Genomic DNA, 24784 nt, shown 5'->3' with positions numbered 1-24784 from the left:
CTCTAAAAGCAAAAGTACTAGCTACAGATTTTACTATTAAACTCCAGTGTGGCCGAATCCACCAGCACCTCTATTACTTGATGGAAGTTCCTGAACGATCTCCCATTCAACAGATGGAACGTATTGAATGACCATTTGTGCGATCCGATCTCCTCGAGAGATGCTAAATACATCCTCTCCATGGTTAATTAAAATAACCCCGATTTCTCCACGGTAGTCAGCATCGATGGTCCCCGGAGAGTTCAGACAGGTGATCCCATGCTTCAATGCGAGCCCGCTCCTTGGTCTAATCTGAGCCTCCATATTGACTGGTAGAGCCAAAGAAAAACCGGCAGGGATTAGTGCACGTTGACCCGGGGCAATAGCTACCGAATCCTTAGTTGCAGCATAAAGGTCAAAGCCGGCTGCAAATTCTGACATTTTAGAAGGAAGGCTTATATCCTCATTCCCTGGTGTCTTCATAATTTGTATGGTGACTATAGAAGGTTGCAAAAGCTCCCCTCCCTTCATGACGTTATCTTAGTAGATGTTCCTGATTAAAAGACGCTGGTAATTCCTCGAAAGGACTAACTAACGCAATCGACATAGGTTGATTAAATATTTTATCAATAGTTTCCTTTACATGACCGAGCGAAACATTGTCTACTCTTTGAAGGATCTCATCGAGATTCAAATGCTTCCCGAGAAGCAACTCATTCTTACCCAGACGACTCATTCGGCTATTCGTGCTCTCTAAGCTTAACATTAGACTACCTTTGAGCTGTTCTTTTCCTTTTTTCAACTCTTCCTTTGTCATTCCATCGGCCTTCAAGGATTGCAGGGTATTAACAACCACAGAGTAGACCTCTTCTAGCTGATTCGGAGCTGTGCCCGCATATACCGTAAACATTCCATTATCTTGGAAGGAAGAATGATAAGAGAACACAGAGTAAGCTAAGCCACGCTCTTCACGAACTTCCTGGAACAGCCTTGAACTCATGCTGCCGCCAAGAATATTATTCATTAGTATAAGTGCGTAGATATCCTTATTTCCTACCTCAAGCCCTGGAAAAGCTAAGCATAGATGTGCTTGTTCGGTATCCTTTTTCTTCAACTTGATTCCCGCATGAAACTGTGGGATTGTCCTGCTGTTATCCTCTGTTCCACGCTGGAATGCAGAGAATTGTTCTTTAATGGACATTAATAGTCCGTCCGTTACATTTCCGGCAACGGTTATAACCACATTCGATGGTGTATAACGTTGATTAATATAAGAAAGGATTTTGTCCTGATTAAGCTGATTTAGTACATCCTCAGTTCCTAGTATGCTGTACCCCAGGGAGTGATGAGGAAAACTGGCCTTAGAGATCAGATCATGAACAAGATCATCGGGTGTATCATCGTACATTTTAATCTCTTCAATAACAACTTTACGTTCTTTCTTAATCTCTTCCTCGTCAAAAACAGAATTAAAGAACATATCCGAAAGTATATCAAGCGCCATTGGAGCATGATCATCCAATACTCTGGCATAATAGCACGTGTATTCTTTAGAAGTAAAGGCGTTAACATGACCGCCTATTTGGTCAAAGGACTCGGCTATCTCTTTCGCTGATCTGGACTTCGTTCCCTTAAAGAGCATATGTTCAATAAAATGGGAAATTCCATTGTTCGTTGGCTCTTCGTTCCGGGAGCCGGTTCCAACCCAAATCCCCAGAGCGACAGAGCGCACGGTTGGGATTTTTTCAATTATCACACGTACCCCATTATCTAGGGTGTATTTTTCGATCACGAGTGAAGCCTCCTTGTCGTCCCCAAACAGTGGGGTCCTCTATTGCTGGTCATTACCTTGGTAAGATCTGCCCCTTGACAGTCAGTATATCTACTATAGCAAAATTACCTTTTCACCTCAATAGGATACACACGTCCGGAGGAGATTAGTTCGCTCACTGTACCTACTTTAAGTCCTTTAGACTGAGCTGATTCTAATAATGCAGGTAAGGCTTTCATGGAAGATTCTGTAGGATGCATGAGAATCAAGCCGCCATTGTCTAATTTCGGAGTAAGTCTTTGGATAATTTCGGATGGTGCCGGTTTACGCCAATCTACTGTATCTAATGTCCATAGTATGGTATACATTCCATCTTGTGCAGCCATTTGTACGGTGCGTTCATCAAAAGATCCAGAAGGTGGTGCAAACAACGTTGGTTTGACATCTAGTTCCTTTTGAATAACCTCGTTGGTCTTTGAAATCTCCAAGCGGATTCTATTGAGTGAAATGGTTTTCATGTCTGGATGAGAAAAGGCATGATTGCCAATCTCATGACCTGCTTGTTTAATCTTTCTGGCTTCCTCTGGAAACTTGCTTACCCAAGAACCATCCAGGAAGAAGGTAGATTTTACATTATATTTTTCTAATGTCCTCAAAATTTCGGGTAAATATTCGTTGCCCCAAGCTACATTAATCATGAAAGAAACTACAGGCTTATCCGGGTTCCCTCTATAAATGGGAGAGGGGTTTAAGTCCGCTAGTTTTACTTTTGGCTCAACTTCCTCGAACACTACGAGTGAATGATCAAATCGACCAGCATCCTCTAACTTGTCTAAGGACTTCTCTATATTGAGAGTTATACCGTTGTATCCTGGAATGGCCTTCCAAACTGGATCAATTCGCGCGTCAATTGGAGCAATTTCATGCTTGGCCTTGAGTTCTTGTAACTTCCCCATCCATTCCTCCCTGTTCTGGCCATTGACAGGGATGCCTTTCACCGAGGAAACATATCTATCGATTGCCTGCGATTGCAACGCAAACAAAAAAAGCACTAGAAAAAGCCCGCTTAATAAGAGCTGCACCTGTGCTTTTGACCATTTCATAACACCCACCTCCATTGAATTCCGTTTCTCCAATGGTACAAGTTATGTTGAAATGGTGTATTATATTCTTAACTTCATGCCATTATGTGACTAAGATATCTAGTTCGGGAAATATCGATTTCTAAAACAAACCGATATTTTCCCTTGTACTAGGTTGTTGGATTTTCTTGTTGTTCTTTTGCTTCCTTGAGAAGCACTTTGCGTGAAAGGTTAACCCTTCCTTGATTGTCGATTTCAATAACTTTGACCATGATCTGATCTCCTACTGAAACAACATCCTCTACCTTAGCCACTCTTTCTTCAGCCAATTGAGAGATATGCACCAAACCTTCCTTACCTGCGAACACTTCAACGAAAGCCCCGAACTTTTCGACTCGTTTTACTGTCCCTAAGTACGTCTGACCTACTGCAACCTCACGCACTAAATCTTCAATAATCTGCTTTGCCCGCTGGTTCATGGCTTCATCAACAGAGGCAATAAAAATGCGTCCATCTTGTTCGATGTCAATCTTGACACCGGTCTCTTCAATGATCTTATTGATGATCTTACCACCTGGTCCGATAACGTCACGGATCTTATCGGGATGAATCTTCATAGTTAGTATCTTAGGAGCGAATTGTGACAAGCTCTGTCTTGGTTGGGAGATGGCTTCTAACATACGGTCGAGAATGTGTAGGCGTCCAACACGAGCCTGTGTAAGTGCTTGTTCAAGTATAGCTCGATCGATACCATCAATCTTAATATCCATTTGGAGGGCTGTAACTCCATTGCTTGTCCCTGCCACTTTAAAATCCATATCTCCTAGATGATCTTCCATCCCTTGAATATCAGAAAGAACTGTGACATAGTCTCCTGACTTAACCAAACCCATGGCAATCCCTGCAACCGGTGCCTTGATGGGTACTCCAGCATCCATCATGGCTAGTGTGCTGGCGCAGATACTAGCTTGGGATGTAGATCCGTTTGATTCAAGAACTTCAGAGACTAATCGAATCGTATAAGGAAATTCTTCCTCAGTTGGGATAACAGGCTCCAACGCGCGTTCCCCTAGAGCTCCATGGCCAATTTCACGTCTCCCAGGAGGTCGAAGCGGACGTGCTTCACCTACACTAAATGGAGGGAAGTTGTAATGATGCATGAATCTCTTGCTCTCTTCGATTCCAAGACCATCCAAGATTTGAACGTCACCAAGTGCTCCTAGTGTACAAATACTCAGTGCTTGAGTCTGTCCACGCGTAAATAACCCTGAGCCATGTGTCCGAGACAACAAGTTCACTTCACCTGTAATCGGACGAATCTCATCAATAGCTCGTCCATCCGGTCTAACCTTATCATGAGTAATTAAACGTCGTACTTCATCCTTAACAATGGTGTACAACACTTCTGATATACTCTTAGAACCTTCCGGAAAGATCTCAGCAAAGTGCTCTAGCGTTTCCTCTTTGATTGCGTCTATTGCATCTTGCCTTGCTTGTTTTTCTTCTATACGAACTGCCTCCACAAGCCGCTCTTGTGCATACTCTCTAACCGCTTGGTCGATTTCTGTATCAACAGCATGAAGAATAACTTCCATTTTTGGCTTTCCGACCTTCGATTGGATATCCTCGATAAACGTTACAACAGAACGAATATGGTCATGACCAAACATGATAGCTTCTAACATCACTTCTTCAGGAACCTCTTGAGCTCCAGCTTCCACCATATTAATGGCATCTTTCGTCCCTGCGACTACAAGGTGAATATCACTTTGATTTTGTTGCTCAACCGTAGGGTTCAGGATGAACTCTCCATTAATCCTTCCTACAACTGCTCCTCCAATCGGCCCGTTAAACGGTACATCAGATATACTTAAGGCTATAGATGTACCAATCATCGCTGCGATTTCTGAGGAACAATCTTGGTCAACTGACATAACAATGTTTACAACTTGAACTTCGTTACGGAACCCATCTGGAAATAGCGGACGAATAGGACGGTCAATCAGCCTGCTGGCTAAAATAGCCTTTTCACTTGGTCTTCCTTCCCTTTTTATAAATCCTCCAGGAATTTTTCCTACCGCATATAAGCGTTCTTCGTAGTTCACGGTTAAGGGAAAAAAATCAAGAGTGGATGGTTGACTGGACGCCGTCACCGTGGATAAAACAGCAGTGTCTCCATAGCGTACTAATACAGCCGCATTCGATTGCTTAGCCATTTTTCCGTATTCGACTGTAAGCTTCCTACCACCTAAATCATAAGAAAAAATCTCCATAATATGTAGGCCTCCCTTCTCCATAGTCATTTTAAACTGGATCTTTCGTCATTATACTATTATTTCCTATAAATGAAAAATTAAAGATGGATACCCTTGAGTATTTTTCTATAATTTTACATTATCCTAGACAACAGAAAAAGCGGGGAATGCCCCCGCTTATTCTCTAACGACGTAAGCCTAACTTATTGATAAGATCACGGTAACGAGTTACATCGGAATTCTTCAAGTAAGTCAACAAATTACGACGTTGTCCTACCATCTTAAGAAGACCACGGCGAGAATGATGATCTTTCTTGTGCTCGCGCAAATGTCCGTTTAAGTAGTTAATCTTCTCCGTAAGGATAGCTACCTGTACTTCTGGAGATCCTGTATCGGATTCGTGTACGCGGTATTCTTCGATCAACTGTTGCTTGCGTTCTTGTGTTAATGCCATCCTTTTCACCTCCTTCATCATAATCCCCATTAGCCGAGATACACCGTCGGTGATGTCGGTCATCCAAGCCAAAGGTTACTTGCCAATAATCGTGATTACCAATCTTCCTTGTGAAATGTCCTTCACCACCATATCAAAAACCCTTCCACTGCTTGCCATAAAACCTCGAAAACGAGTAGCTACAGGCACGGTACCAGGTATTGATCTCGCTTGATGGATAATATCAGGTACTGATATTCCCACTTGTCGATGTTGACGAATCCGCTGCTTCACATGTGAAGTAATAATCACATGCATAGCCTAAAGGTAGGGAATTTCTTCCCTTGCCTCAGAATGGAGCTGCTCAAGATACATTGTAAACAATGAATCTTGGAATGCAACCCTATGGGCATCAGTTAATCCGTTTTTTCGGTAGATCTTAAACATTTCCTTGTGCAGTCTCTTAAATTCATCACTGCAACATATATTGGCCACTTCTTGGCAAAGTTTACTTAATTGCCGATCTGTATCATCGGCCTTCGGCAATTTCATCATGAACCTCTCCCTTCTTCACAGTACCGAAACTTTAATCTTCTCCGTGAGATCAAATCCAAGTGAAAGTGTAGTAGGAGGAAGTCTACTAGCTCGTTTAGCTAATAAGAAATTACCACGAGTTAGTATAGCATAAATTCTTGGACGAGTAAATGTCTATTTCAGTTATTACAAAGATTATGCTGGTCTTGCATGCAATATAACTCTTCAATCTCTAAGTAGCGCATTTAAGTACCAAAGATTCGGCTTTTTGCATGGCTAACATCTTGCCTGATTTGATTTACAAGCTGCTCCACACCAGCAAACTTCTGTTCTTCGCGAATAAAAAAGAGAAAATCTACCCGTATATCCATATCATACATATTTTCACTAAAATCAAAAATATATACTTCTAGGCTCTTCTCCTTTTTTTCCTGTTCAAAGGTGGGTTTAATGCCTATATTCATTACGCCATACAGGATCTTCTCTTCAAAATAGATCCTTACCGCATATACGCCTGTTCGTGGAATTAAATAAGGATCCTCTAGCCCAATATTAGCAGTTGGAAACCCAATTTGCCTTCCGCGTTTTTCACCATGAATAACAATGCCTTTTATACTGTATGGCCTACCTAGAAATTCAGTAGCTTCCTGGATCTTACCACCATAAAGATACTCGCGAATAATGGTGCTACTTATCTTTTCTCCGTAACGTGTGATGGGAGACACAACATCCAGCCCATACCGATTATGGCTATACTCTTGCAGAGTAAAGGCCGTTCCTTTCCCTCTATATCCAAATGTATAATCAAACCCAACCACGATATGCCTAGCTTGCAGCGGAATAAGAAATTCATTAATAAAATCCTGGGGATATACTGAGGAAAACGGAATGTCAAAATCAACGACATAAGCGAGCTCAATCCCCATCTTCTCTAATAGGTTAAGCTTTTCCTCTAAAGGTGTTAAATAATGAGTATAACCGCTTTGCCCAAGTATTTCCCTTGGATGAGGGTGAAACGTCATGACAGCAGAACTTAATCCTTTTTCTTTTGCCACATCCATTGCCTTCTGAATAACTCTTCGATGCCCTTGATGAACGCCGTCAAAATATCCAATCGCCAGCACACTAGGATGATACTCGAGGGCTTCTAAGGGATACTGCAAGTGCTGTATGATCATGTTTTTTATTCCCCTTCCAATCGAAACACTTTTTCCGGTTTACCCCAAGCTTCCCCTTCCAAGTATACAGCTTTATATAAGGCTAAAAACGTTCCTTCCATTGAGTAAACCCGAATGAGTTGACCCTCAGTGAAGTCCATTTCTAGTCTAATTTTTTTACCATTATAAATATCCGGGACTTGCCCGAGATTCACCCTCACTTCAGGATAATGCAACAGAGCCCAATCTAACGGCTTAATGATAGAATCAATGGTTCCATCCTCTACTGCCTCTTGGATCTGCTCAAAAGTAACGCAGTCCTTTAGGCGGAAGGGACCGCTTGCAACACGCTGCAAATTTTTCATATGAGCAGGATACTTTAACTTCTTCCCAATATCTACGCATAGTGTTCTAATATATGTTCCCTTTGAGCATTTTACATGGATCGTAATCTCTGGGTATGGTGGATTAAGATCCATCGAGAGAACATGAAGCTCGTAGATCTGGACAGATCTCGCCTTCCGCTCAATTTCTTTACCTTCACGCGCTAATTCATGCAATCTTCTTCCATTCACTTTAATAGCCGAATACATAGGAGGAACCTGATCAATAGTCCCAAGGAAGCTTTTTAGTACCTCTTTAACTTCCACTTCCGAGAGAGGGGTCGTAACACTTCTCTCTTCAACCGTTTCTCCGTCCGCATCCTCCGTGGTCGTAGAACGTCCAAGAGAAACGGTTCCTACATACTCCTTAGGAAGATCCTGAATATACTCAACTACCCTTGTTGCATGTCCAATACATATGGGAAGCACTCCAATTACAGATGGATCTAGGGTACCCGTATGACCTATTTTTTTCATTTTCAATATTCTGCGGAGTTTACCTACACAGTCATGGGAAGTCATACCTGGTGGTTTGAGTAATGGAATAATGCCTATCTTATCCATTATTGGTTACCCCATGCCTGTTCTAATCTGTTCTTTACAATCTGGGTCACTTCATCGAGATTGCCTTTAACGGTGCACCCAGCTGCTTTTGCATGACCGCCGCCGCCCAGTGCTTTAGCAATGGCAGAGACATCGATATGTTTTTTTGAACGAAGGCTGACCTTTACGGTTTCCACGTCCACCTGTTTGAAAAGAATTCCAACTTCTACACCTTCAATATTTCTGGCGTAATTCACAAGCCCTTCCATGTCTTCCCGATTAGCCTGACTTGCTTCCATGGCTTCTAAAGAAATGGTTAAAAATGCAGCTTCATCATTGAAATCCATGTTTAGGGTAGGTAAGACTTCCCGTAATAGCTTCAAATAGGAAGCTGTAATCGTTTCTAAGCATCGCTCAGCAACGTCAGAAGGCGAAACCCCTTGATTCAAGAGGTCTGCGGCTTTATGCATAACTTCAGCTGTTGTGTTGGAGTATCTAAATCCACCTGTGTCAGTCAAAAGTCCCATATAGAGAGCTGTAGCTAGACTAGTATGTAAAGGTAATCCCATTTCTTTTACTAAATCGTAGAGAATCTCTGCAGTAGCGCACGCATCTGTCCGCACAAGATTAACTTGACCGAATAAGTCATTCGTTGGATGATGATCAATATTAAGCAATTGCACATCTTCCGATAAAAGCCGTGCTGCTTCTCCTATTCGTGGAAAATCTCCACAGTCTAAAGCAATTGCTCTATCAAAAATCTGATCCAGCTCCACCTCAGACAAGTTTATAATCTTTTCACTGAGAGGGATGAATAAGAACTTCTCTGGGGTTGGCCCCTCGTTAGCAAGAATAAACGTTTTTCCTAGCGCTTGAAGAATATGACCCATGGCAAGAAGGGATCCCGTAGCATCACCATCTGGGTTAACGTGATTTACAACAAGAAAGTGGTCGTTTTCCATTAGGAAACGACCGGTTGCTTCTAGGTCTTTTTTATATGTCATGATCCGTATCCTTCTTAATATCTCTTAATATAGTCTCAATACGGCTGCCATAGGTAATGGATTCATCCACCTTGAATTGCAAGTCAGGGGTGTGTCGAAGTTGGATTCGTTTCCCCAATTCACTACGTATAAATCCCTTAGCTTTATTCAAAGCCCCTAAAGAATTTTCCCTTTGTTCATCATTACCCATAACACTAATAAACACCTTAGCTAATTGTAGATCTCCTGCCACTTCCACACCAGTCACGGTAACGAACCCGATGCGAGGGTCTTTTATTTCACGTTGTATAATCTGACTCAATTCTTTCTTCATCTGTTCACCAATACGGCTAACACGAACTTTACTCACGGCCATCACCTCGAGTATTAATGAGCCGCCGAGTGAACCCGGCGGCGTAAACTATGCTTAATTATTTTGGATTAACATCACGGGTTTATCCTAACAGATCTTAGGAAGCAGGAACTTCTTCCATAATGAAGGCCTCAATGATGTCTCCTTCTTTAATATCATTATACTTTTCAATCGTGATTCCACACTCGTAGCCTCTAGCAACCTCTTTCGCATCGTCTTTAAAACGCTTCAAGGCATCGATCTTACCTTCAAAAATAACAATGCCATCACGAATGACACGAACGCCGGAATCTCTTGTAATCTTCCCATCAGTAACCATACATCCAGCAATATTACCTACCTTAGACACTTTAAATACCTGGCGTACTTCTGCTTGACCGATAGTCTTTTCTTCAAAGCTTGGATCAAGCATTCCTTTCATTGCTGCTTCAATCTCTTCCATTACCTTGTAGATAATACGGTGCAACCTGATATCCACCTTTTGAGATTCAGCCACAGACTTTGCGTTTGCATCAGGTCGTACATTAAAGCCAATAATAATGGCATTAGACGCATCTGCTAGCACAACATCGGATTCTGTAATGGCCCCAACCCCTGTATGAATGATACGTACTCTCGCACCTTCAACATTAATTTTTTCTAATGAGCCTTTAAGAGCTTCAGCTGAACCCTGAACATCGGCTTTGATGATCACGCCAACCTCTTTTACGTCGCCTTCCTTGATTTGGTTGAACAGGTCATCAAGAGAGACTCTTGCAGATGCCTTTAACTCATTTTCGCGACGCTTAGAAGCTCTTTTCTCTCCGATGGAACGAGCTTTCTTTTCGTCTTCGAAAACCATAAATTGATCCCCGGCTTGTGGTACATCATTAAGACCCGTGATCTCGACTGGTGTACTAGGACCAGCTTCTTTTATTCGGCGACCCTTATCATTAACCATCGCGCGCACACGACCAAAGGCGCTACCTACAACTAATGGATCACCAATTTTCAATGTTCCATGTTGCACTAATACCGTTGCAACAGGTCCTCTGCCTCGATCTAGTTCTGCCTCAATAACGGTTCCTCTTGCTCTTTTATCAGGGTTTGCCTTAAATTCTTGAACTTCTGCTACAAGTAGGATCATTTCTAACAGTTCATCTAATCCTTCTCTCTTAAGTGCAGAGAGGTTAACGAAAATCGTCTCGCCGCCCCATGCTTCAGAGACTAAACCATGTTCAGTGAGCTCTTGCATGACACGATCAGGATTCGCAGATGGTTTATCCATTTTGTTAACCGCTACGATAATAGGAACATTAGCTGCCTTAGCATGATTAATAGCTTCCACAGTCTGTGGCATAACACCATCATCTGCTGCTACTACTAGGATGGTTAAATCCGTCACCTTTGCTCCACGTGCACGCATGGATGTGAAAGCTGCGTGACCAGGTGTATCAAGGAAAGTGATTTTCTTATCATTAACTTCTACTTGATAAGCGCCGATATGCTGTGTAATTCCTCCGGCCTCTGTTGTTACTACCTTTGTTTCACGGATAGCATCAAGGAGTGTCGTCTTTCCATGGTCTACGTGACCCATAATCGTAACCACAGCTGGACGTTCAGTCAATTGAGCAGGATCATCAATTTCCTCGATGGTTTCGAACTCTAACTCATTGATTAGGATTTTCTCTTCTACTTCGACTCCATATTCTGTGGCAATCAGAGTAATCGTATCCCCATCTAATTCTTGATTAATGTTAGCCATGACACCAAGGAAAAGAAGCTTCTTAATGATCTCGGAAGATTCACGATTTAACTTCTTAGCTAACTCCCCAACTGTCATTCCCTCAGTAAACACAAGCTTTTCTGGAAGTGGTTTTGGAGCTCTTTGCTCTGGCTGTCCCATCTTCTTGTTCTTTAACTTATTACTGAAATCCACTGAATTTTTATTATCATCAAAACGCTTAGGATTCCCTTTTGACTTTACCTTTGTCTTTCCACGAGATGCGTAATTTTCATCCGTTGTAGGGGTACCGACTTTCGGTTTCACATTATTGTTATTATTATTGTTATTATTTTTCTTCTCCACCAAATTCCCTCTCTTTTCCTTCTCACCATGAAATGGCTTGTTGTTTGCCGCCTGTTGATTAGACGGTCTTCTCTGTTGTTCATTTGTTCCTCTTTGTTGACCCTGTGGACCCGGTTTCCCTTGACCAGCCGCGGCTGGTCGCTGGTTCGGTCGTTGATCACGCCCTGGGCCTCGATTCTGAGATCTCTCGTCTTGCCTTGTAGATTGTGGTCTGTTAGTCTGCCCTCCTTGGTGACCAGAGCCACCGGGTTGGCGTTGACTTGTTCTATTGTCCTGATTCCGATTCTCTACCGAAGGAGATCCTGAAGGTTGGTCCGTTTTATTCTTGAGTCCCTTTAGATGATTTTCCACTCTGGTTATCGCCTCAGTTTCTAATGTACTCATGTGGTTGGCGACTTCCACATCCACCTTCTTAAGGACATTTATGAGCTCCTTACTTGACATGTTTATTTGTTTTGCGTATTCATAGACTCTAATTTTATTCATACGTTACCCCCTTCAACTTGGTCCATATGCTTCAGCAGTTCACGGGCAAACCCATAATCTTTTACACCGATGACAACCCTTTGTTCCTTACCAATGTAGTGCCCAAGACGATATCTGTCAGCAAACAAACGTAAAGGGATGTCATATGTTCGACACTTATCCGTTACTTTCTTTAGAGTATTATCTGACGCATCACCTGAGAGAATCACAAGATGAACCTGTTTTGCCCTTATCGCCTTCACAACGAGTTCTTCCCCTGTGATTAACTTTCCCGCTCTTTGCGCAAGACCTAGAAATTGTTCAACTTTATGGCTCACGGGTACTCAGCCCCATCAATTCCATTTCAAGCCGCTCGTATACTTCGTCTGGAATAGCAACTTCTAAAGAACGATCCAACGATTTACGTTTTCTAGCTAGGGAAAAGCATTCTTGTTTCTTGCATATATATGCGCCTCTTCCGGAAGCTTTACCAGTTAAATCTAGACTTACTTGTCCTTCCGGATTGCGAACTACACGAATCAATTCTTTCTTTGGGGTCATCTCTTGGCAAGCTACGCACTTACGCATAGGAATCTTCTTTGGCTTCATCAGAATCCCCCCTTTACTCGTTCACACGATCTTCGGCAGCCTCATCTTCTAGTATATCATAAGAGCCTTCAGGAACCTCATAGCCATCTTTCTTAGCCTGAGTTTCGCTCTTAATATCGATCTTCCATCCGGTTAATTTAGCCGCTAATCGAGCATTCTGACCCCGCTTCCCAATAGCCAATGATAACTGGTAGTCCGGAACAATGACTCTTGTCATTTTCTCATCTTCAGCTACATCTACAGAGAGAACCTTAGAAGGACTCAGTGCATTGGCAACATATACCGTTGGGTCCTCCGACCATTTCACAATATCAATCTTTTCTCCACGCAATTCATTAACGATAGTTTGCACGCGTGCTCCCTTAGGTCCTACACATGCACCTACTGGGTCCACATTAGGATCTATAGAGTGAACAGCAATTTTAGAACGGTCTCCCGCTTCACGCGCTACCGACTTTAGCTCAACCACACCATCAAAAATTTCTGGCACCTCTAATTCAAATAATCGTTTTAGCAGACCTGGATGTGTTCTTGACACAAAGATCTGGGGACCTTTCGTCGTCTTCTCTACTTTCGTGATGTAAGCTTTAATCCGGTCACCTTGCTGGAAGTTCTCACCGGGCATTTTTTCATTGACTGGCATGATAGCTTCCACTTTCCCCAAGTCAATGTAATAATTTCTAGGATCTTGTCGTTGAACGATACCCGTAATGATATCATCTTCACGATCAATAAACTCACTGAAAATAATTCCACGTTCAGCTTCCCTTATTCTTTGGGTAACTACTTGCTTTGCTGTTTGGGCAGCAATTCTACCAAAGTCGCGAGGGGTGACCTCAATTTCAACAATATCGTCAAATGTAAAATTCGGGTCAATTTCTTGGGCAGCCTCAAGAGAGATCTCTAAACGAGGATCTAACACTTCCTCAACCACATTCTTTCGGGCAAATACCTTAACCGTCCCTGTATCACGATTGATATCTACACGGACATTCTGAGCAGAATTGAAATTTCTCTTATATCCTGATATTAAAGCAGCCTCGATTGCTTCAATCAATATTTCCTTATTTATTCCTTTTTCTTTTTCTAGGTCATTTAAAGCTTCAATAAAATCCGGGTTCACCGATTTATTCCTCCTTCATATATCAGCTGGTGCACTACGTCGAATATTCTCTTTTCGTTTACCAGCTATACTTGTCCTTTAGAACAGACCTTGTATATGTATGAACTAAAATACTACAGCCAAACGAGCACTCTCTACTTTATCCATTGGGATAACGTACGACTTGTTTTCTTCTTGGATGATAATCATCCCTTCCGTAAACTGACTCAAGGTACCCTCAAAAACTTTAAGATCCTCTATCGGTTCCTTCGTCTTCAAGTGGACTCGTTTTCCAATAGACCAATGAAAATCCTTCTCTTTCCTGAGTGGGCGTTCTATGCCTGGTGAGGATACTTCGAGAAAATAGGCATCTGGGATGGGGTCTACTTCATCTAGTCGCTTACTCAGCTTTTCGCTGACAGCTCCACAGTCCTCAATGTCTATACCGCCTTCTTTATCGATATATACACGTAAGAACCAGTTGTTTCCCTCTTTTACGTATTCTATATCAACGAGCTCGATGCTCATGTCTGTAAGGATGGGTGTCACGAGTTCTTCAACAACTGCAGTTACATTCTTACCCATCAAATTTCCTCCTTTATGTAAGCTAAAGTATTGTCTGGAGAATCTAACACCAATTAACAGAAAACTTCCGGTTAACGACTTGGATTCTCTCCGGTTATTTATCTCCCTTACCAACTGCTCAAAAAGTATAAAACGAAAGAGTGGGTTTCCCCACTCTCAAAAATTCAAGTATCCTTAGTATTTCCAAAAAGATTATACCATAACCCAGAAGCCCTAGCAATAACAGGTACCCGGAAAAACATTATATTTCCATTTTCTAGAATAATGATAATTGGTTTGATGCAGGAAGTCCCTGTAAACATCCTTGTTCTTGCAGGTATTCAATGACGGTTTTAGATACCTTTGACCTTTGTTGTAGATCTTCAATGGATAAAAACTCTCCATTTTCTCTGGAAGCTGCAATGCTTATGGCGGCATTCGTTCCAACGCCTGGCAAGGAATTGAATGGAGGAATTAAGCCTTTACCATCTAAGAGAAATTGAGTGGCATGAGAACGGTATAAATCAATATTTTTGAAATGAAAGCCTCGTTCGCACATTTCTAACGCAATTTCTAGTACAGTCAGCAAGTTCTTCTCTTTCGGCTGAGCGTCATTCCCTTTTCTTTCAATTTCTTCAATTTTCGCCCGTATGGCGGCACTGCCTTTAACCATGATTGGAATGTCAAAATCATCTGCACGAACTGTAAAGTAAGTTGCATAATACTCCAATGGATAGTGAACCTTAAAATAGGCAATACGTACGGCCATGAGAACATAGGCCGTTGCATGCGCCTTCGGAAACATGTATTTGATCTGCTTACATGACCAGATGTACCAGTCTGGCACTTTATTAGCCAACATATCTTCCTCCATCTCTGGAGTAAGTCCTTTCCCTTTACGCACACTTTCCATGATCTTAAAAGCGAGACTCGGTTCTAAGCCTTTATACATCAAGTAGACCATGATATCATCACGACAACCAATAACGTCTTTTAAGGTGCAGGTCCCTTTACGAATCAGTTCTTGAGCATTATTTAACCAAACATCCGTCCCATGGGAAAGTCCAGAGATCTGAACAAGTTCCGCAAACGTTGAAGGTTTAGTATCTTCCAACATCTGTCGTACGAATTTTGTACCAAACTCAGGAATCCCGAGTGTTCCCGTATTCGTTCTTATTTGTTCTGTTGATACACCAAGAGATTCTGGACTACTAAAGATTCCCATAACCGCTTTATCATCAGTCGGTATTCCCTTCGGATCCAGCCCAGTTAAATCCTGTAGCATACGAATCGCTGTCGGATCATCGTGTCCTAATATGTCAAGCTTCAACAAGTTATCATGAATCGAGTGAAAGTCAAAATGGGTAGTCTTCCATTCTGATTCCTTATCATCTGCTGGAAATTGAATTGGACAAAAGTCATAGATATCCGTATAGTCCGGAACAACGATAATACCACCGGGATGCTGACCCGTTGTTCGTTTTACTCCCGTGCAGCCTGACGCTAGGCGAAGAACCTCTGTATTTTTAAGTTGTAATCCTTTTTCTTCTTCATACTTCTTTACAAACCCATACGCTGTTTTATCTGCTACTGTACCAATTGTTCCGGCGCGGTACACATAGTCTGGACCAAACAACACTTTCGTATAGTTATGTGCTCTCGGTTGATATTCTCCTGAAAAGTTCAAATCAATATCGGGAACCTTGTCTCCCTTAAAACCTAAGAATGTTTCAAAGGGAATATCATGTCCATCTTTATTGTATTTTGTGCCACATTGTGGACAATCTCTATCCGGCAAGTCGTATCCGCAAGCCACAGAACCGTCTTCTATAAACTCAGAATGCTTGCAACTCGGGCAAACGTAATGAGGAGGCAATGGGTTAACTTCTGTGATTTCCATCATGGTAGCCACAAAGGAAGATCCTACGGAACCACGTGAACCAACAAGATAGCCATCGTCAAGCGACTTCTTCACCAGCTTATGAGAGATCAAATAAATAACCGCGAAACCATGACCAATAATACTGTTCAATTCTTTTTCCAGTCTTTTTTGAACGAGCTCCGGAAGCGGATCACCATATATTCTTTTCGCACGTTCATAGCTCATCACTTCCGTATCTTCGTTCGCACCGTCAATTTTTGGTGTATACAATTTATCTGGAATCGGCTTAACGTCTTCTATCCATTCATTGACTTGACTCGGTCCTGCGATTACGACATTATAAGCTTGATCTTCTCCAAGATATTTAAATTCATCTAGAAACTCATTCGTTGTTGGAAAGTGAGCATCTGGAAGCTTATCAGGTTTAAGCATACTTGCGCCACCCAAACTACGAACAAGAATTTGACGATATATTTTTTCGTGTGGATCTAGATAGTGTACATTCCCGGTGGCAACGACCGGTTTTCCTAGCTTCTGCCCAAGCTCCATTATCTTTCGATTAATGTCCCGCAAAGCCTGTTCGTCCTTCACTAATTCCTTCTCGATGAGGTGAAGATTATAATAGGTAGGTTGTATCTCGAGGTAGTCATAAAATTTAGCAACTTCCTCAGCTTCTTCAATGGACTTCTGCATAACGGTTTCAAACAGCTCTCCACGTTCACATCCCGAACCAATAATCAATCCTTCGCGATATTTAATAAGCTCACTGCGTGGTATCCTAGGCACTCGATGAAGGTATTCGGTATGCGCCTTGGAAACAAGGATATATAAATTTCGCAATCCTACCTGATTTTGCACAAGAATCATCCCATGGAAAGGCCTCTGACGCATCCAGTCACCGTTTCTGCCCATATGATCGTTAAGTTGAAGTAAATTCGTCATGTTGCGTTCTTCCAGACGCAACACCATTTTCCAGAGAACATTTCCCGTTGCTTCGGCGTCATAAACCGCACGATGGTGGCTCACAAGCTCCACGTTTAAATAATTACTGATTGTATTAAGACGGTGATTTTTGAGCTCTGGCAATAGAAAGCGAGCTAATTCTAATGTATCTATAACGGAATTTTTTAACTCAGGTTGATTCAACTTCCGATATCCTGTATTAACAAAACCCATGTCAAACTTAGCATTATGGGCTACTAATACGGCATCCCCTACAAATTCCCTAAAATCATTCAATACTTGGTCAATCTCGGGTGCATCGACCAACATATCATCGGTAATGCCGGTTAGCTCGATAATGGTATTGGTAAGATTCTCATGTGGATTCGCGAATCTCTCGAACCTGTCAATGATCTCTCCATTTCTTACTTTAACGGCTGCTAGTTCAATAATTTGATTATAGACAACGGATAGTCCCGTCGTTTCCACGTCAAAAACCACATAGGTAGCCTCTTTTAAGGGCAAATCACTAGGATTATAAGCGATGGGCGCCCCATCATTTACAATGTTGGCTTCTAACCCATAGATGACCTTAATCCCAGCTTTTTGTGCTGCACTGTAGGCTTCAGGAAAACTCTGCACCCCCGCGTGATCCGTAATGGCTATTGCCTTGTGTCCCCACTTGGCAGCCTGAGCGACCAGCTTTTTCACAGGAGTAATAGCATCCATTGTACTCATCGGTGTGTGTAAATGAAGTTCAATCCGTTTTTCAGTTGCTGTATCCTGTCTGATGTTCTTTGGTTTAATTTCATTTACATCATTCGCTTCCATCGCAAGTTCACGGGCAAACTGATCATAAGTTACTCGTCCCCTTACTTTGACCCACATGCCTTCTTTAACGGCTTTCATCATCACAAGATCTTCCTTATCACGGGAAAAAATCTTTACGCTAATCGAGTCGGTATAATCGGTAACTCTAAAGGTGAGCAATGATCTTCCGCTCTTAAGTTCCCGGATTTCAGTAGAGAACACTTGACCTTGAATGGTAATTCTCTTTTCTTCTTCCACAATTTGCTGAATCGGGCTCGGATCATCCTGAATCTTATATCCAATGAGAAATTCCACATTCGCCTCTGCGAGGGAGGTCGATTCTCCTTTTTCCTTTTCTTTCTCGGTTTCAATGAGGGCTTCTAAGGCACGAGAGCGATCCTCTTGCATACGTTGTTCAAGAAAAGCTTGATAGTCTTCATCAGACTCTACGACCTTGAATTCTACTTGAACGTGAGTACCTAGCATTTTAAACATTGTTGCACTTATTAGACGATCAACTTCCTTTTTCTTTACCATGGAGAGAGTGATCTCGTTTGTTACGGAGAGAATTAATTTATTACCTGCAATATCAGGCACCGTTTCCTTCATAATACCGGCAAGTGATGTTAATTGGCCAGCCAGGATGTCAAAAATGTACCCCCAATAATCTGTAATGAAGGCTTGAATGTCTACTGGATTCATATAGGACACGTAACAATCTACCACTGCAATATGCGAGAAAGTCGCTTGCAGTCGCTGAATAAAAGCTCGATAGACTAAACTAGGCAAAATGTTTTCTAGTTCAATGTAAAATGTCCATTGCTTGTTTTGTCTTGTTAGTTCTAATCTATCAATTCTTCCTTCTGCAAAATATAGGCTTCTATACTCTTCAGGTATGTCAGCCTGTCGTAAAAGAAGTTGAAATCGCTCCTTCTGTTCTAGCCATTGCTGCATCCCCTTACACCCCTGCTTTACTATTTCTCCTTACCCATAACACAAAATACGTTCCAAAAAAGAGAAAGAGTTCCGAGAGTTAATCGGAACCCAACCTTCTTCAATCATATTATAGCTTAGATAGTGTTTCTTTCATATAGTCCAAAACTTGATCAGCGGCGATTTCCTGCATTTCCCCGGACTTGCGTATCTTGCATTCAACTAGACCATCACTTGCCTTTGCCCCTATCGTAATGCGCAAAGGAAGTCCGATAAGATCTGCATCTTTAAATTTCACCCCTGCACGTTCTGGTCGATCGTCGTATAACACCTCATATCCTGCTTGGGAAATTTGCTCGTACAGGCTTTCAGCTAATTTTAACTGATCCTCATTCTTAGGGTTGACCGCGATAAGGTGGATATGAAACGGTGCAATGGAAAGAGGCCATATAATACCATTCTCATCATGATTTTGTTCCACAACGGCTGCAACCGTACGCGAGATGCCTATTCCGTAACAACCCATGATCATAGGTTTTTCTTTCCCGTTTTCATCAAGGAAGGTTGCTTTCATTTTTTCGCTATAACGTGTACCTAGCTTGAAAACATGACCAACCTCAATGCCTCTTGCAAATCGAATCTCTCCTCCACATTGCGGACATGGATCGCCTTCTTGAATATTTCTTAAGTCTCCATACTGAGAAACCTCGAAATCACGACCCGGTGTGATATTTTTATAATGATAATCAGCTACACCAGCACCAACCACGGCATTGACCATATCTTTCACGGCTTGGTCCGCCACAATAGCTACTGGTTTTTCTTGAAGTCCAATAGGACCTACGAATCCCACAGGCGAACCAAGAACCTCCATTACCTCTTGTTCAGTTGCCATGTCGATTACATTTGCATCAAACATGTTCTTAAGTTTAATATCGTTTAATTCATGATCTCCACGAATAAGAGCAAGAACATACTGTTGATCCACCTTAAACAAGAGCGACTTTATCGTCTTCTCCGCTGGTAAGCCTAAAAACTCTGTAAGCTGAGCTATTGTTTTAATCGCAGGTGTATGCACCTTTTCTAGCGTTTCGGAAGTTTCCCCAGAAGCTTGACCTTGGTACACAACATCAGCCTTTTCTAGGTTAGCTGCATAGTTGCAAGAGTTACAATAAGCAATCGTATCCTCACCTATATCGGAAAGGGCCATAAACTCATGTGTCCCTTTTCCACCAATGGCTCCAGCATCTGCTTCAACAGCTCTAAAGTCCATTCCACATCTTGTAAAAATACGAGTATAAGCGTCATACATCGCCTGATAACTACGGTCCAAACCATCACGATCAACATCGAAGGAATAAGCATCCTTCATGATGAATTCTCTCGCCCGAATAACACCGAATCTTGGCCTTACCTCATCACGATACTTCGTTTGAATCTGGTATAAGTTAATCGGTAACTTCTTGTAAGAGTTAATTCCATCTCTAGCTATACTAGTGACGACTTCTTCGTGAGTAGGACCCAATACAAAGCTGCGGTCATGACGATCTTTTAGTCTCATCAACTCAGGACCGTACGCTTCCCATCTTCCTGTCTCTTGCCAAAGTTCTGCAGGCTGAATAGCAGGCATCGATATTTCTTGTGCCTCGGAACGATCCATCTCTTCACGAACGATCTGAGTTACCTTTCGTACCACTCGGTACCCAAGGGGCAAGTAAGAGTACACACCAGAAACCAATTGCTTAATCAAACCAGCACGCAACATTAATTTATGACTAGCTATCTCTGCTTCCGATGGCACTTCTCTTAGTGTCGGAAGTAACAAACTCGATTGACGCAATTCCTTCATCCTCCTTAAACGCGTACACAGCACAATCAATTAGAAGAAAAATCTTTGAATATCATTCCACGTGATTACTAAAATCAATAGCATTAAGAAAGCAAAGCCTAAGAAGTGAACCATACCTTCCTTTTGCGGGTCCACAGGTCTTCCACGAACGGCTTCAAGCATGAGAAACACTAATCTCCCACCATCTAAAGCAGGTAAAGGAAGAAGATTAATAATCCCTAAATTTATACTTAGAATAGCAGACCATTTCAATAGGATAGCCATGCCTCTTTCTGCGGCTTCATAGGTATAATTAAAAATCCCAACAGGGCCCGAAAGTTCATCCATAGAAACCTTGCCCGTAACCAACATGCCTAGCCCCTTAAAGATGAGAGTAGAAAACTGCCAGGTCGTCTCTCCTGCATAGTTTAAGGATGGTCCGAATTCCTTCGTTACAGGAGGATAAACTCCTATTTTACCTACGGCCTTCCCTTCCACGTCTAGCGAATCTGTGACTAACGGTACTGTGAATTGCTCTTTATTTCTTTCAATAATAAAGGTCAATTCCTGTCCGGGTGATTGACTAACAATCGTCACGATATCTTGCCATGACTGAACCGCTTGATTGTTAACTTGTAAGATTCGATCTCCTTCTTTGAGTTCCGCACGTTCAGCAGGTCCGCCTTTACTGATCTCTCCTAAGTAAGGTAGATTCGTAGGTGTTCCATAAGAAAGTGCCATCACCATAAGAAGGATGAAAGCAAGGATAAAATTCGCAGCAGGGCCGGCAAAGATAGCTGTTGCTCGCTGACGAACCGTCTTGCTTCCAAATTGGCGATCCCAAGGGGCAATCTGTATCTCTTGTCCATGAGAAACCATCATAGCTTGAGGATGGACGTTCCAACGATGCAATTCTCCATCGAGGTAAGCCTCAATAAGTAATTTTTTATCCAAGTCGATTCGTTCAACGGAGATCACTTCGGCTTGAGGATGAGATCTTAACTGATCAACAATAATTCGAACGATCTTTTCATTTTCAAGAATGATCCCTATTTCTTGTCCTGGGTTGATCTTCACCACCTCAGGATCCTCTCCTGCCATTCTGACGAATCCACCGATGGGCAACAAGCGCAGGGTATAAGTGGTTTCTCCTTTTTTAAAAGAAAATAACTTCGGACCCATACCTAACGCAAACTCACGGCAGAGTATTCCGGCACGCTTTGCAAATACCAAGTGCCCTAACTCATGAAAAAACACTAACGCACCAAACACTAGAATGATGGATAAGACCTCAAACATAATACCCCACCTTTCTGGCTAATTTATGGTTTTAGACTAGGCTCGCTTCTCTCCGTGCCCAATGATCAGCATCCCAAATTGCCTCTAACTGTGGATTGGCTATTCTCTGGTGCTTCTCCAATACTTTCTCAATGTTGCTCTCAATTTGAGTAAACGAGATTTGTCCCTTCAAAAATCGCTCTACCATTACTTCATTAGCGGCATTTAGGACTGTGGGCATAGTCCCTCCTGCCTCACCACATTCATAGGCCAGCCTTAACGCTGGGTATCGCTCAAAGTTCATAGGGGCAAAATTTAGCGACAAAGCTTGACTCAAATCGAATGCCGGGACGTCAAGAGGTAATCGATGCGTGTCACCCAACGCATATTGTATCGGCACTCTCATATCCGGTGTTCCTAGTTGGGCAATGATGGCAGAATCCGTAAATTCGACCATAGAGTGAACGATACTCTCTCGGTGTAATACGGAGTCAATTTGGGTAAAAGGTAGATTAAATAACCAATGTGCCTCAATAACCTCCAAGCCTTTATTCATCATTGTAGCAGAATCAATCGTGATTTTCGCCCCCATTTTCCAGTTCGGGTGTGCAAGGGCTTGGTCCACGGTAACTCCCTCAAGTTCTTCTCTGGTCTTATCCCTAAATGAACCTCCAGAAGCGGTAAGAATAAGTCGTTTAATTGCTCTTCGGTCTTCACCTTGGAGGCATTGATGGATAGCTGAATGCTCGCTGTCAATTGGTAAAATCTCTACCTTTTTTTCTTCTGCAAGCCTCATCACAATATGACCAGCTGAAACAAGGGTCTCTTTATTGGCTAATCCTATTGTTTTACCAGCCTCGATAGCCTGTAATGTAGGGGCAAGACCTGCACTTCCTACCATAGCAGAGACTACAAAATTCGTTTGCGACCATGTCGCTACTTCTAATACTCCTTGTGAACCATATGTAACTCGAATATCTTGTGAAACATGCATACGCACTTTATCTGCTAATTCTTTTGTTCCAACCGAAACGATCCGAGGTCTAAATTGGGCAGCTTGCTGGATAAGCTCCTCCCAATTTGCTCCTGCAGCAAGACCCATGACTTGAAAACGATCGGGATGCTGAGATATAACGTCTAGGGTTTGCTTGCCGATCGAACCCGTAGAACCCAGTATAGATATGTATTTCAAAAAACGTACTCCTTCCTAAATCAAGGATAATAGGTGTAATACCGGGAAAATAAACAGTAAACTATCGAAACGATCTAACGCACCGCCATGACCCGGTAAGATTTGCCCGGAATCCTTGACTCCTAAAGTCCTTTTTACAGCTGATTCTACCAAATCACCCACTTGACCGAAAATGGAGACGGCAAGAGCTAAAATAAAAGCATGGGATAAGGTAAGGTAATCGGAAAAAGAGGACAATATAGCAAGTACAATTACAGCTACCACAATTCCTCCCAATGACCCTTCAATGGTTTTGTTTGGACTGATGGTAGGCCATAATTTCCGTTTACCAATAGCTTTTCCAACAAAGTAAGCAGAGGTATCCGTAGCCCAAGTGGCCAATAATACGGCAAGGGTTAGAATTAATCCCTCCTCCAATAGACGGGTCTCAAGCATAAGGTGTAGTGATACACCAAGATAAACTGATCCCATAAATATATAAGAAACCTCATGAATAGAGGATTTGTTTTTGCTTACAACAGGCACAGCTAATAGAATGAGAAGATGCAAGATAAAAGCTTCAATCGTTAAACCGCCCGTGATGTGACTTGGTAGAAAATAATAAATCGTAAACAAGAAGCCAATTATCGATGAGAGGTTTCCAATAGATATCTTATTCATCTTCAGCCACTCGTAGTAGCCAGCCAATGCGATGAAAAAAAGGAGGACTCCATAACTAACTCCCCCTAAAAATAGAAGGGAAAGAAATACAGCTCCTCCTATCGCTCCAGTTATCACTCTTGTCTTCAATGTTTATCCACTCCAACTATACCCCGCCATAGCGACGATTCCGGTGCTGATATTCATATATAGCTTTATAAAATTCATCACGATTAAAGTCAGGCCAATACACTTCACTAAAGTATAGTTCGGAGTAGGCCAACTGCCACAGCATAAAATTACTGAGGCGCACCTCACCACTAGTACGAATGAGTAAATCAGGATCAGGCAATCCTACTGTAAAAAGATGTCGTTCCATAGCCTTCTCTGTAATACCTTCTACATCTAGATTTCCCTTCTTCACTTCATCCGCAATACAACGAATCGCATGAAGCATTTCATCACGACTGCCATAATTTAGCGCAAAATTCAAGATAAGTCCGGTATTATTTTTGGTTTTTTCCTGTGCCTCAAGCACAGCCTTAATCGTATAATCAGGGAGTTGATCTTTATTACCAAGCATGCGAACTTGAACATTTTGTTCGATCAATTCTTTCAGTTCAGTTAGCAGATATTCTTGAGGAAGTCTCATTAGATATTCCACTTCATCTTTAGGGCGTTTCCAATTCTCCGTAGAAAATGCATAAAGAGTTAATGCTTTTACCCCAATGTCATCCGCTGCTCTCGTAATTTCTTTGACCGTTTTCATCCCGGCTCGATGTCCGGCAACACGTGGCAACCCTCGTTTCTTCGCCCATCTGCCATTACCGTCCATTATGATCGCAATATGCTTAGGAATGTTATCAAGATCAAGGGTAAGCTGTTCTCCATCCTTGCCTTGCATCCATTTGGTAATCCTATTTAACATAAGTCTTCCCCCAAAAATAGGCAATATACATAAGCCCCCATGACTTAAAAG

At 42.1% G+C, this 24784-nt stretch carries 22 protein-coding genes; all 22 read right to left on the bottom strand.

Annotated features, from left to right (window positions below; genetic code table 11):
* Positions 1-36 precede the first annotated feature (36 nt).
* The 22 genes from dut to EIZ39_RS02750 all read right to left on the bottom strand — a co-directional run bounded on the left by dut (position 37) and on the right by EIZ39_RS02750 (position 24733).
* Positions 37-510, bottom strand: a complete 474-nt coding sequence (dut, locus tag EIZ39_RS02855; RefSeq protein WP_129197221.1) for a dUTP diphosphatase — start codon at positions 508-510, stop codon at positions 37-39.
* A gap of 4 nt (positions 511-514) precedes the next feature.
* On the bottom strand, positions 515-1771 hold the full coding sequence (locus tag EIZ39_RS02850) for a M16 family metallopeptidase (protein WP_129197219.1): 1257 nt from the start codon (positions 1769-1771) through the stop codon (positions 515-517).
* 104 nt (positions 1772-1875) lie between these two features.
* Positions 1876-2853 (bottom strand): polysaccharide deacetylase family protein, encoded by a 978-nt coding sequence (locus tag EIZ39_RS02845; RefSeq protein WP_164984858.1) that lies wholly within the window; start codon positions 2851-2853, stop codon positions 1876-1878.
* Between the two features lie 149 nt (positions 2854-3002).
* Positions 3003-5105 (bottom strand): polyribonucleotide nucleotidyltransferase, encoded by a 2103-nt coding sequence (gene pnp / locus EIZ39_RS02840; protein ID WP_129197215.1) that lies wholly within the window; start codon positions 5103-5105, stop codon positions 3003-3005.
* Positions 5106-5271: 166 nt separating this feature from the next.
* On the bottom strand, positions 5272-5541 hold the full coding sequence (rpsO, locus tag EIZ39_RS02835) for a 30S ribosomal protein S15 (RefSeq protein WP_129197213.1): 270 nt from the start codon (positions 5539-5541) through the stop codon (positions 5272-5274).
* Between the two features lie 75 nt (positions 5542-5616).
* Positions 5617-5838: a hypothetical protein gene (locus tag EIZ39_RS02830; RefSeq protein WP_129197212.1), complete on the bottom strand. Its 222-nt coding sequence runs from the start codon at positions 5836-5838 to the stop codon at positions 5617-5619.
* A 3-nt stretch (positions 5839-5841) separates the two neighbouring features.
* Positions 5842-6075, bottom strand: a complete 234-nt coding sequence (locus EIZ39_RS02825) for a hypothetical protein (protein ID WP_129197210.1) — start codon at positions 6073-6075, stop codon at positions 5842-5844.
* Between the two features lie 224 nt (positions 6076-6299).
* Positions 6300-7232, bottom strand: a complete 933-nt coding sequence (locus EIZ39_RS02820; RefSeq protein WP_129197208.1) for a bifunctional riboflavin kinase/FAD synthetase — start codon at positions 7230-7232, stop codon at positions 6300-6302.
* Between the two features lie 5 nt (positions 7233-7237).
* Positions 7238-8158 carry a tRNA pseudouridine(55) synthase TruB gene (gene truB / locus EIZ39_RS02815; RefSeq protein ID WP_129197206.1) on the bottom strand — a complete coding sequence of 307 codons (921 nt, stop codon included), beginning with the start codon at positions 8156-8158 and terminating at the stop codon, positions 7238-7240.
* Positions 8158-9141, bottom strand: coding sequence for a DHH family phosphoesterase (locus EIZ39_RS02810; RefSeq protein WP_129197204.1), 984 nt, complete (start codon positions 9139-9141; stop codon positions 8158-8160). Before EIZ39_RS02810 ends, truB begins: the two co-directional genes overlap by 1 nt.
* Positions 9131-9496 carry a 30S ribosome-binding factor RbfA gene (gene rbfA, locus EIZ39_RS02805; RefSeq protein ID WP_129197202.1) on the bottom strand — a complete coding sequence of 122 codons (366 nt, stop codon included), beginning with the start codon at positions 9494-9496 and terminating at the stop codon, positions 9131-9133. Before rbfA ends, EIZ39_RS02810 begins: the two co-directional genes overlap by 11 nt.
* A gap of 94 nt (positions 9497-9590) precedes the next feature.
* A complete protein-coding gene (gene infB, locus EIZ39_RS02800; protein WP_129197200.1) occupies positions 9591-12047 on the bottom strand; it encodes a translation initiation factor IF-2 in 2457 nt (818 codons plus the stop codon).
* Positions 12044-12364: a YlxQ family RNA-binding protein gene (locus EIZ39_RS02795; RefSeq protein ID WP_129197198.1), complete on the bottom strand. Its 321-nt coding sequence runs from the start codon at positions 12362-12364 to the stop codon at positions 12044-12046. Before EIZ39_RS02795 ends, infB begins: the two co-directional genes overlap by 4 nt.
* Positions 12354-12635 (bottom strand): RNase P modulator RnpM, encoded by a 282-nt coding sequence (gene rnpM / locus EIZ39_RS02790; protein WP_129197196.1) that lies wholly within the window; start codon positions 12633-12635, stop codon positions 12354-12356. Before rnpM ends, EIZ39_RS02795 begins: the two co-directional genes overlap by 11 nt.
* Positions 12636-12648: 13 nt before the next feature.
* Positions 12649-13758 (bottom strand): transcription termination factor NusA, encoded by a 1110-nt coding sequence (nusA, locus tag EIZ39_RS02785; RefSeq protein ID WP_129197194.1) that lies wholly within the window; start codon positions 13756-13758, stop codon positions 12649-12651.
* A gap of 105 nt (positions 13759-13863) precedes the next feature.
* Positions 13864-14322 carry a ribosome maturation factor RimP gene (gene rimP, locus EIZ39_RS02780; protein WP_129197192.1) on the bottom strand — a complete coding sequence of 153 codons (459 nt, stop codon included), beginning with the start codon at positions 14320-14322 and terminating at the stop codon, positions 13864-13866.
* A 256-nt stretch (positions 14323-14578) separates the two neighbouring features.
* Complete coding sequence (locus EIZ39_RS02775; protein WP_129197190.1) at positions 14579-18889, bottom strand: PolC-type DNA polymerase III; 4311 nt, start codon at positions 18887-18889, stop codon at positions 14579-14581.
* A 109-nt stretch (positions 18890-18998) separates the two neighbouring features.
* A complete protein-coding gene (locus EIZ39_RS02770) occupies positions 18999-20708 on the bottom strand; it encodes a proline--tRNA ligase (protein WP_164984857.1) in 1710 nt (569 codons plus the stop codon).
* 39 nt (positions 20709-20747) lie between these two features.
* Positions 20748-21995 (bottom strand): RIP metalloprotease RseP, encoded by a 1248-nt coding sequence (gene rseP / locus EIZ39_RS02765; RefSeq protein WP_129197186.1) that lies wholly within the window; start codon positions 21993-21995, stop codon positions 20748-20750.
* 31 nt (positions 21996-22026) lie between these two features.
* On the bottom strand, positions 22027-23166 hold the full coding sequence (locus EIZ39_RS02760) for a 1-deoxy-D-xylulose-5-phosphate reductoisomerase (protein WP_129197184.1): 1140 nt from the start codon (positions 23164-23166) through the stop codon (positions 22027-22029).
* Between the two features lie 15 nt (positions 23167-23181).
* Positions 23182-23955 carry a phosphatidate cytidylyltransferase gene (locus EIZ39_RS02755; protein WP_129197182.1) on the bottom strand — a complete coding sequence of 258 codons (774 nt, stop codon included), beginning with the start codon at positions 23953-23955 and terminating at the stop codon, positions 23182-23184.
* Between the two features lie 16 nt (positions 23956-23971).
* Complete coding sequence (locus EIZ39_RS02750) at positions 23972-24733, bottom strand: undecaprenyl pyrophosphate synthase (RefSeq protein ID WP_129197180.1); 762 nt, start codon at positions 24731-24733, stop codon at positions 23972-23974.
* Positions 24734-24784 lie beyond the last annotated feature (51 nt).

This window comes from Ammoniphilus sp. CFH 90114, assembly GCF_004123195.1.
Taxonomy (GTDB): Bacteria; Bacillota; Bacilli; order Aneurinibacillales; family RAOX-1; genus YIM-78166.
This window is presented reverse-complemented; position numbering and strand designations above follow the sequence as displayed.

Coding starts and splice junctions, on each gene's coding strand:
- dut (WP_129197221.1), bottom strand. CDS start 510: ATGAAGGGAGGGGAGCTTTTGCAACCTTCTATAGTCACCATACAAATT.
- EIZ39_RS02775 (WP_129197190.1), bottom strand. CDS start 18,889: ATGCAGCAATGGCTAGAACAGAAGGAGCGATTTCAACTTCTTTTACGA.
- rpsO (WP_129197213.1), bottom strand. CDS start 5,541: ATGGCATTAACACAAGAACGCAAGCAACAGTTGATCGAAGAATACCGC.
- rnpM (WP_129197196.1), bottom strand. CDS start 12,635: ATGAAGCCAAAGAAGATTCCTATGCGTAAGTGCGTAGCTTGCCAAGAG.
- EIZ39_RS02830 (WP_129197212.1), bottom strand. CDS start 5,838: ATGCATGTGATTATTACTTCACATGTGAAGCAGCGGATTCGTCAACAT.
- pnp (WP_129197215.1), bottom strand. CDS start 5,105: ATGGAGATTTTTTCTTATGATTTAGGTGGTAGGAAGCTTACAGTCGAA.
- EIZ39_RS02820 (WP_129197208.1), bottom strand. CDS start 7,232: ATGATCATACAGCACTTGCAGTATCCCTTAGAAGCCCTCGAGTATCAT.
- infB (WP_129197200.1), bottom strand. CDS start 12,047: ATGAATAAAATTAGAGTCTATGAATACGCAAAACAAATAAACATGTCA.
- rimP (WP_129197192.1), bottom strand. CDS start 14,322: ATGGGTAAGAATGTAACTGCAGTTGTTGAAGAACTCGTGACACCCATC.
- rseP (WP_129197186.1), bottom strand. CDS start 21,995: ATGTTTGAGGTCTTATCCATCATTCTAGTGTTTGGTGCGTTAGTGTTT.
- rbfA (WP_129197202.1), bottom strand. CDS start 9,496: ATGGCCGTGAGTAAAGTTCGTGTTAGCCGTATTGGTGAACAGATGAAG.
- truB (WP_129197206.1), bottom strand. CDS start 8,158: ATGGATAAGATAGGCATTATTCCATTACTCAAACCACCAGGTATGACT.
- EIZ39_RS02825 (WP_129197210.1), bottom strand. CDS start 6,075: ATGATGAAATTGCCGAAGGCCGATGATACAGATCGGCAATTAAGTAAA.
- EIZ39_RS02750 (WP_129197180.1), bottom strand. CDS start 24,733: ATGTTAAATAGGATTACCAAATGGATGCAAGGCAAGGATGGAGAACAG.
- EIZ39_RS02845 (WP_164984858.1), bottom strand. CDS start 2,853: ATGAAATGGTCAAAAGCACAGGTGCAGCTCTTATTAAGCGGGCTTTTT.
- EIZ39_RS02810 (WP_129197204.1), bottom strand. CDS start 9,141: ATGACATATAAAAAAGACCTAGAAGCAACCGGTCGTTTCCTAATGGAA.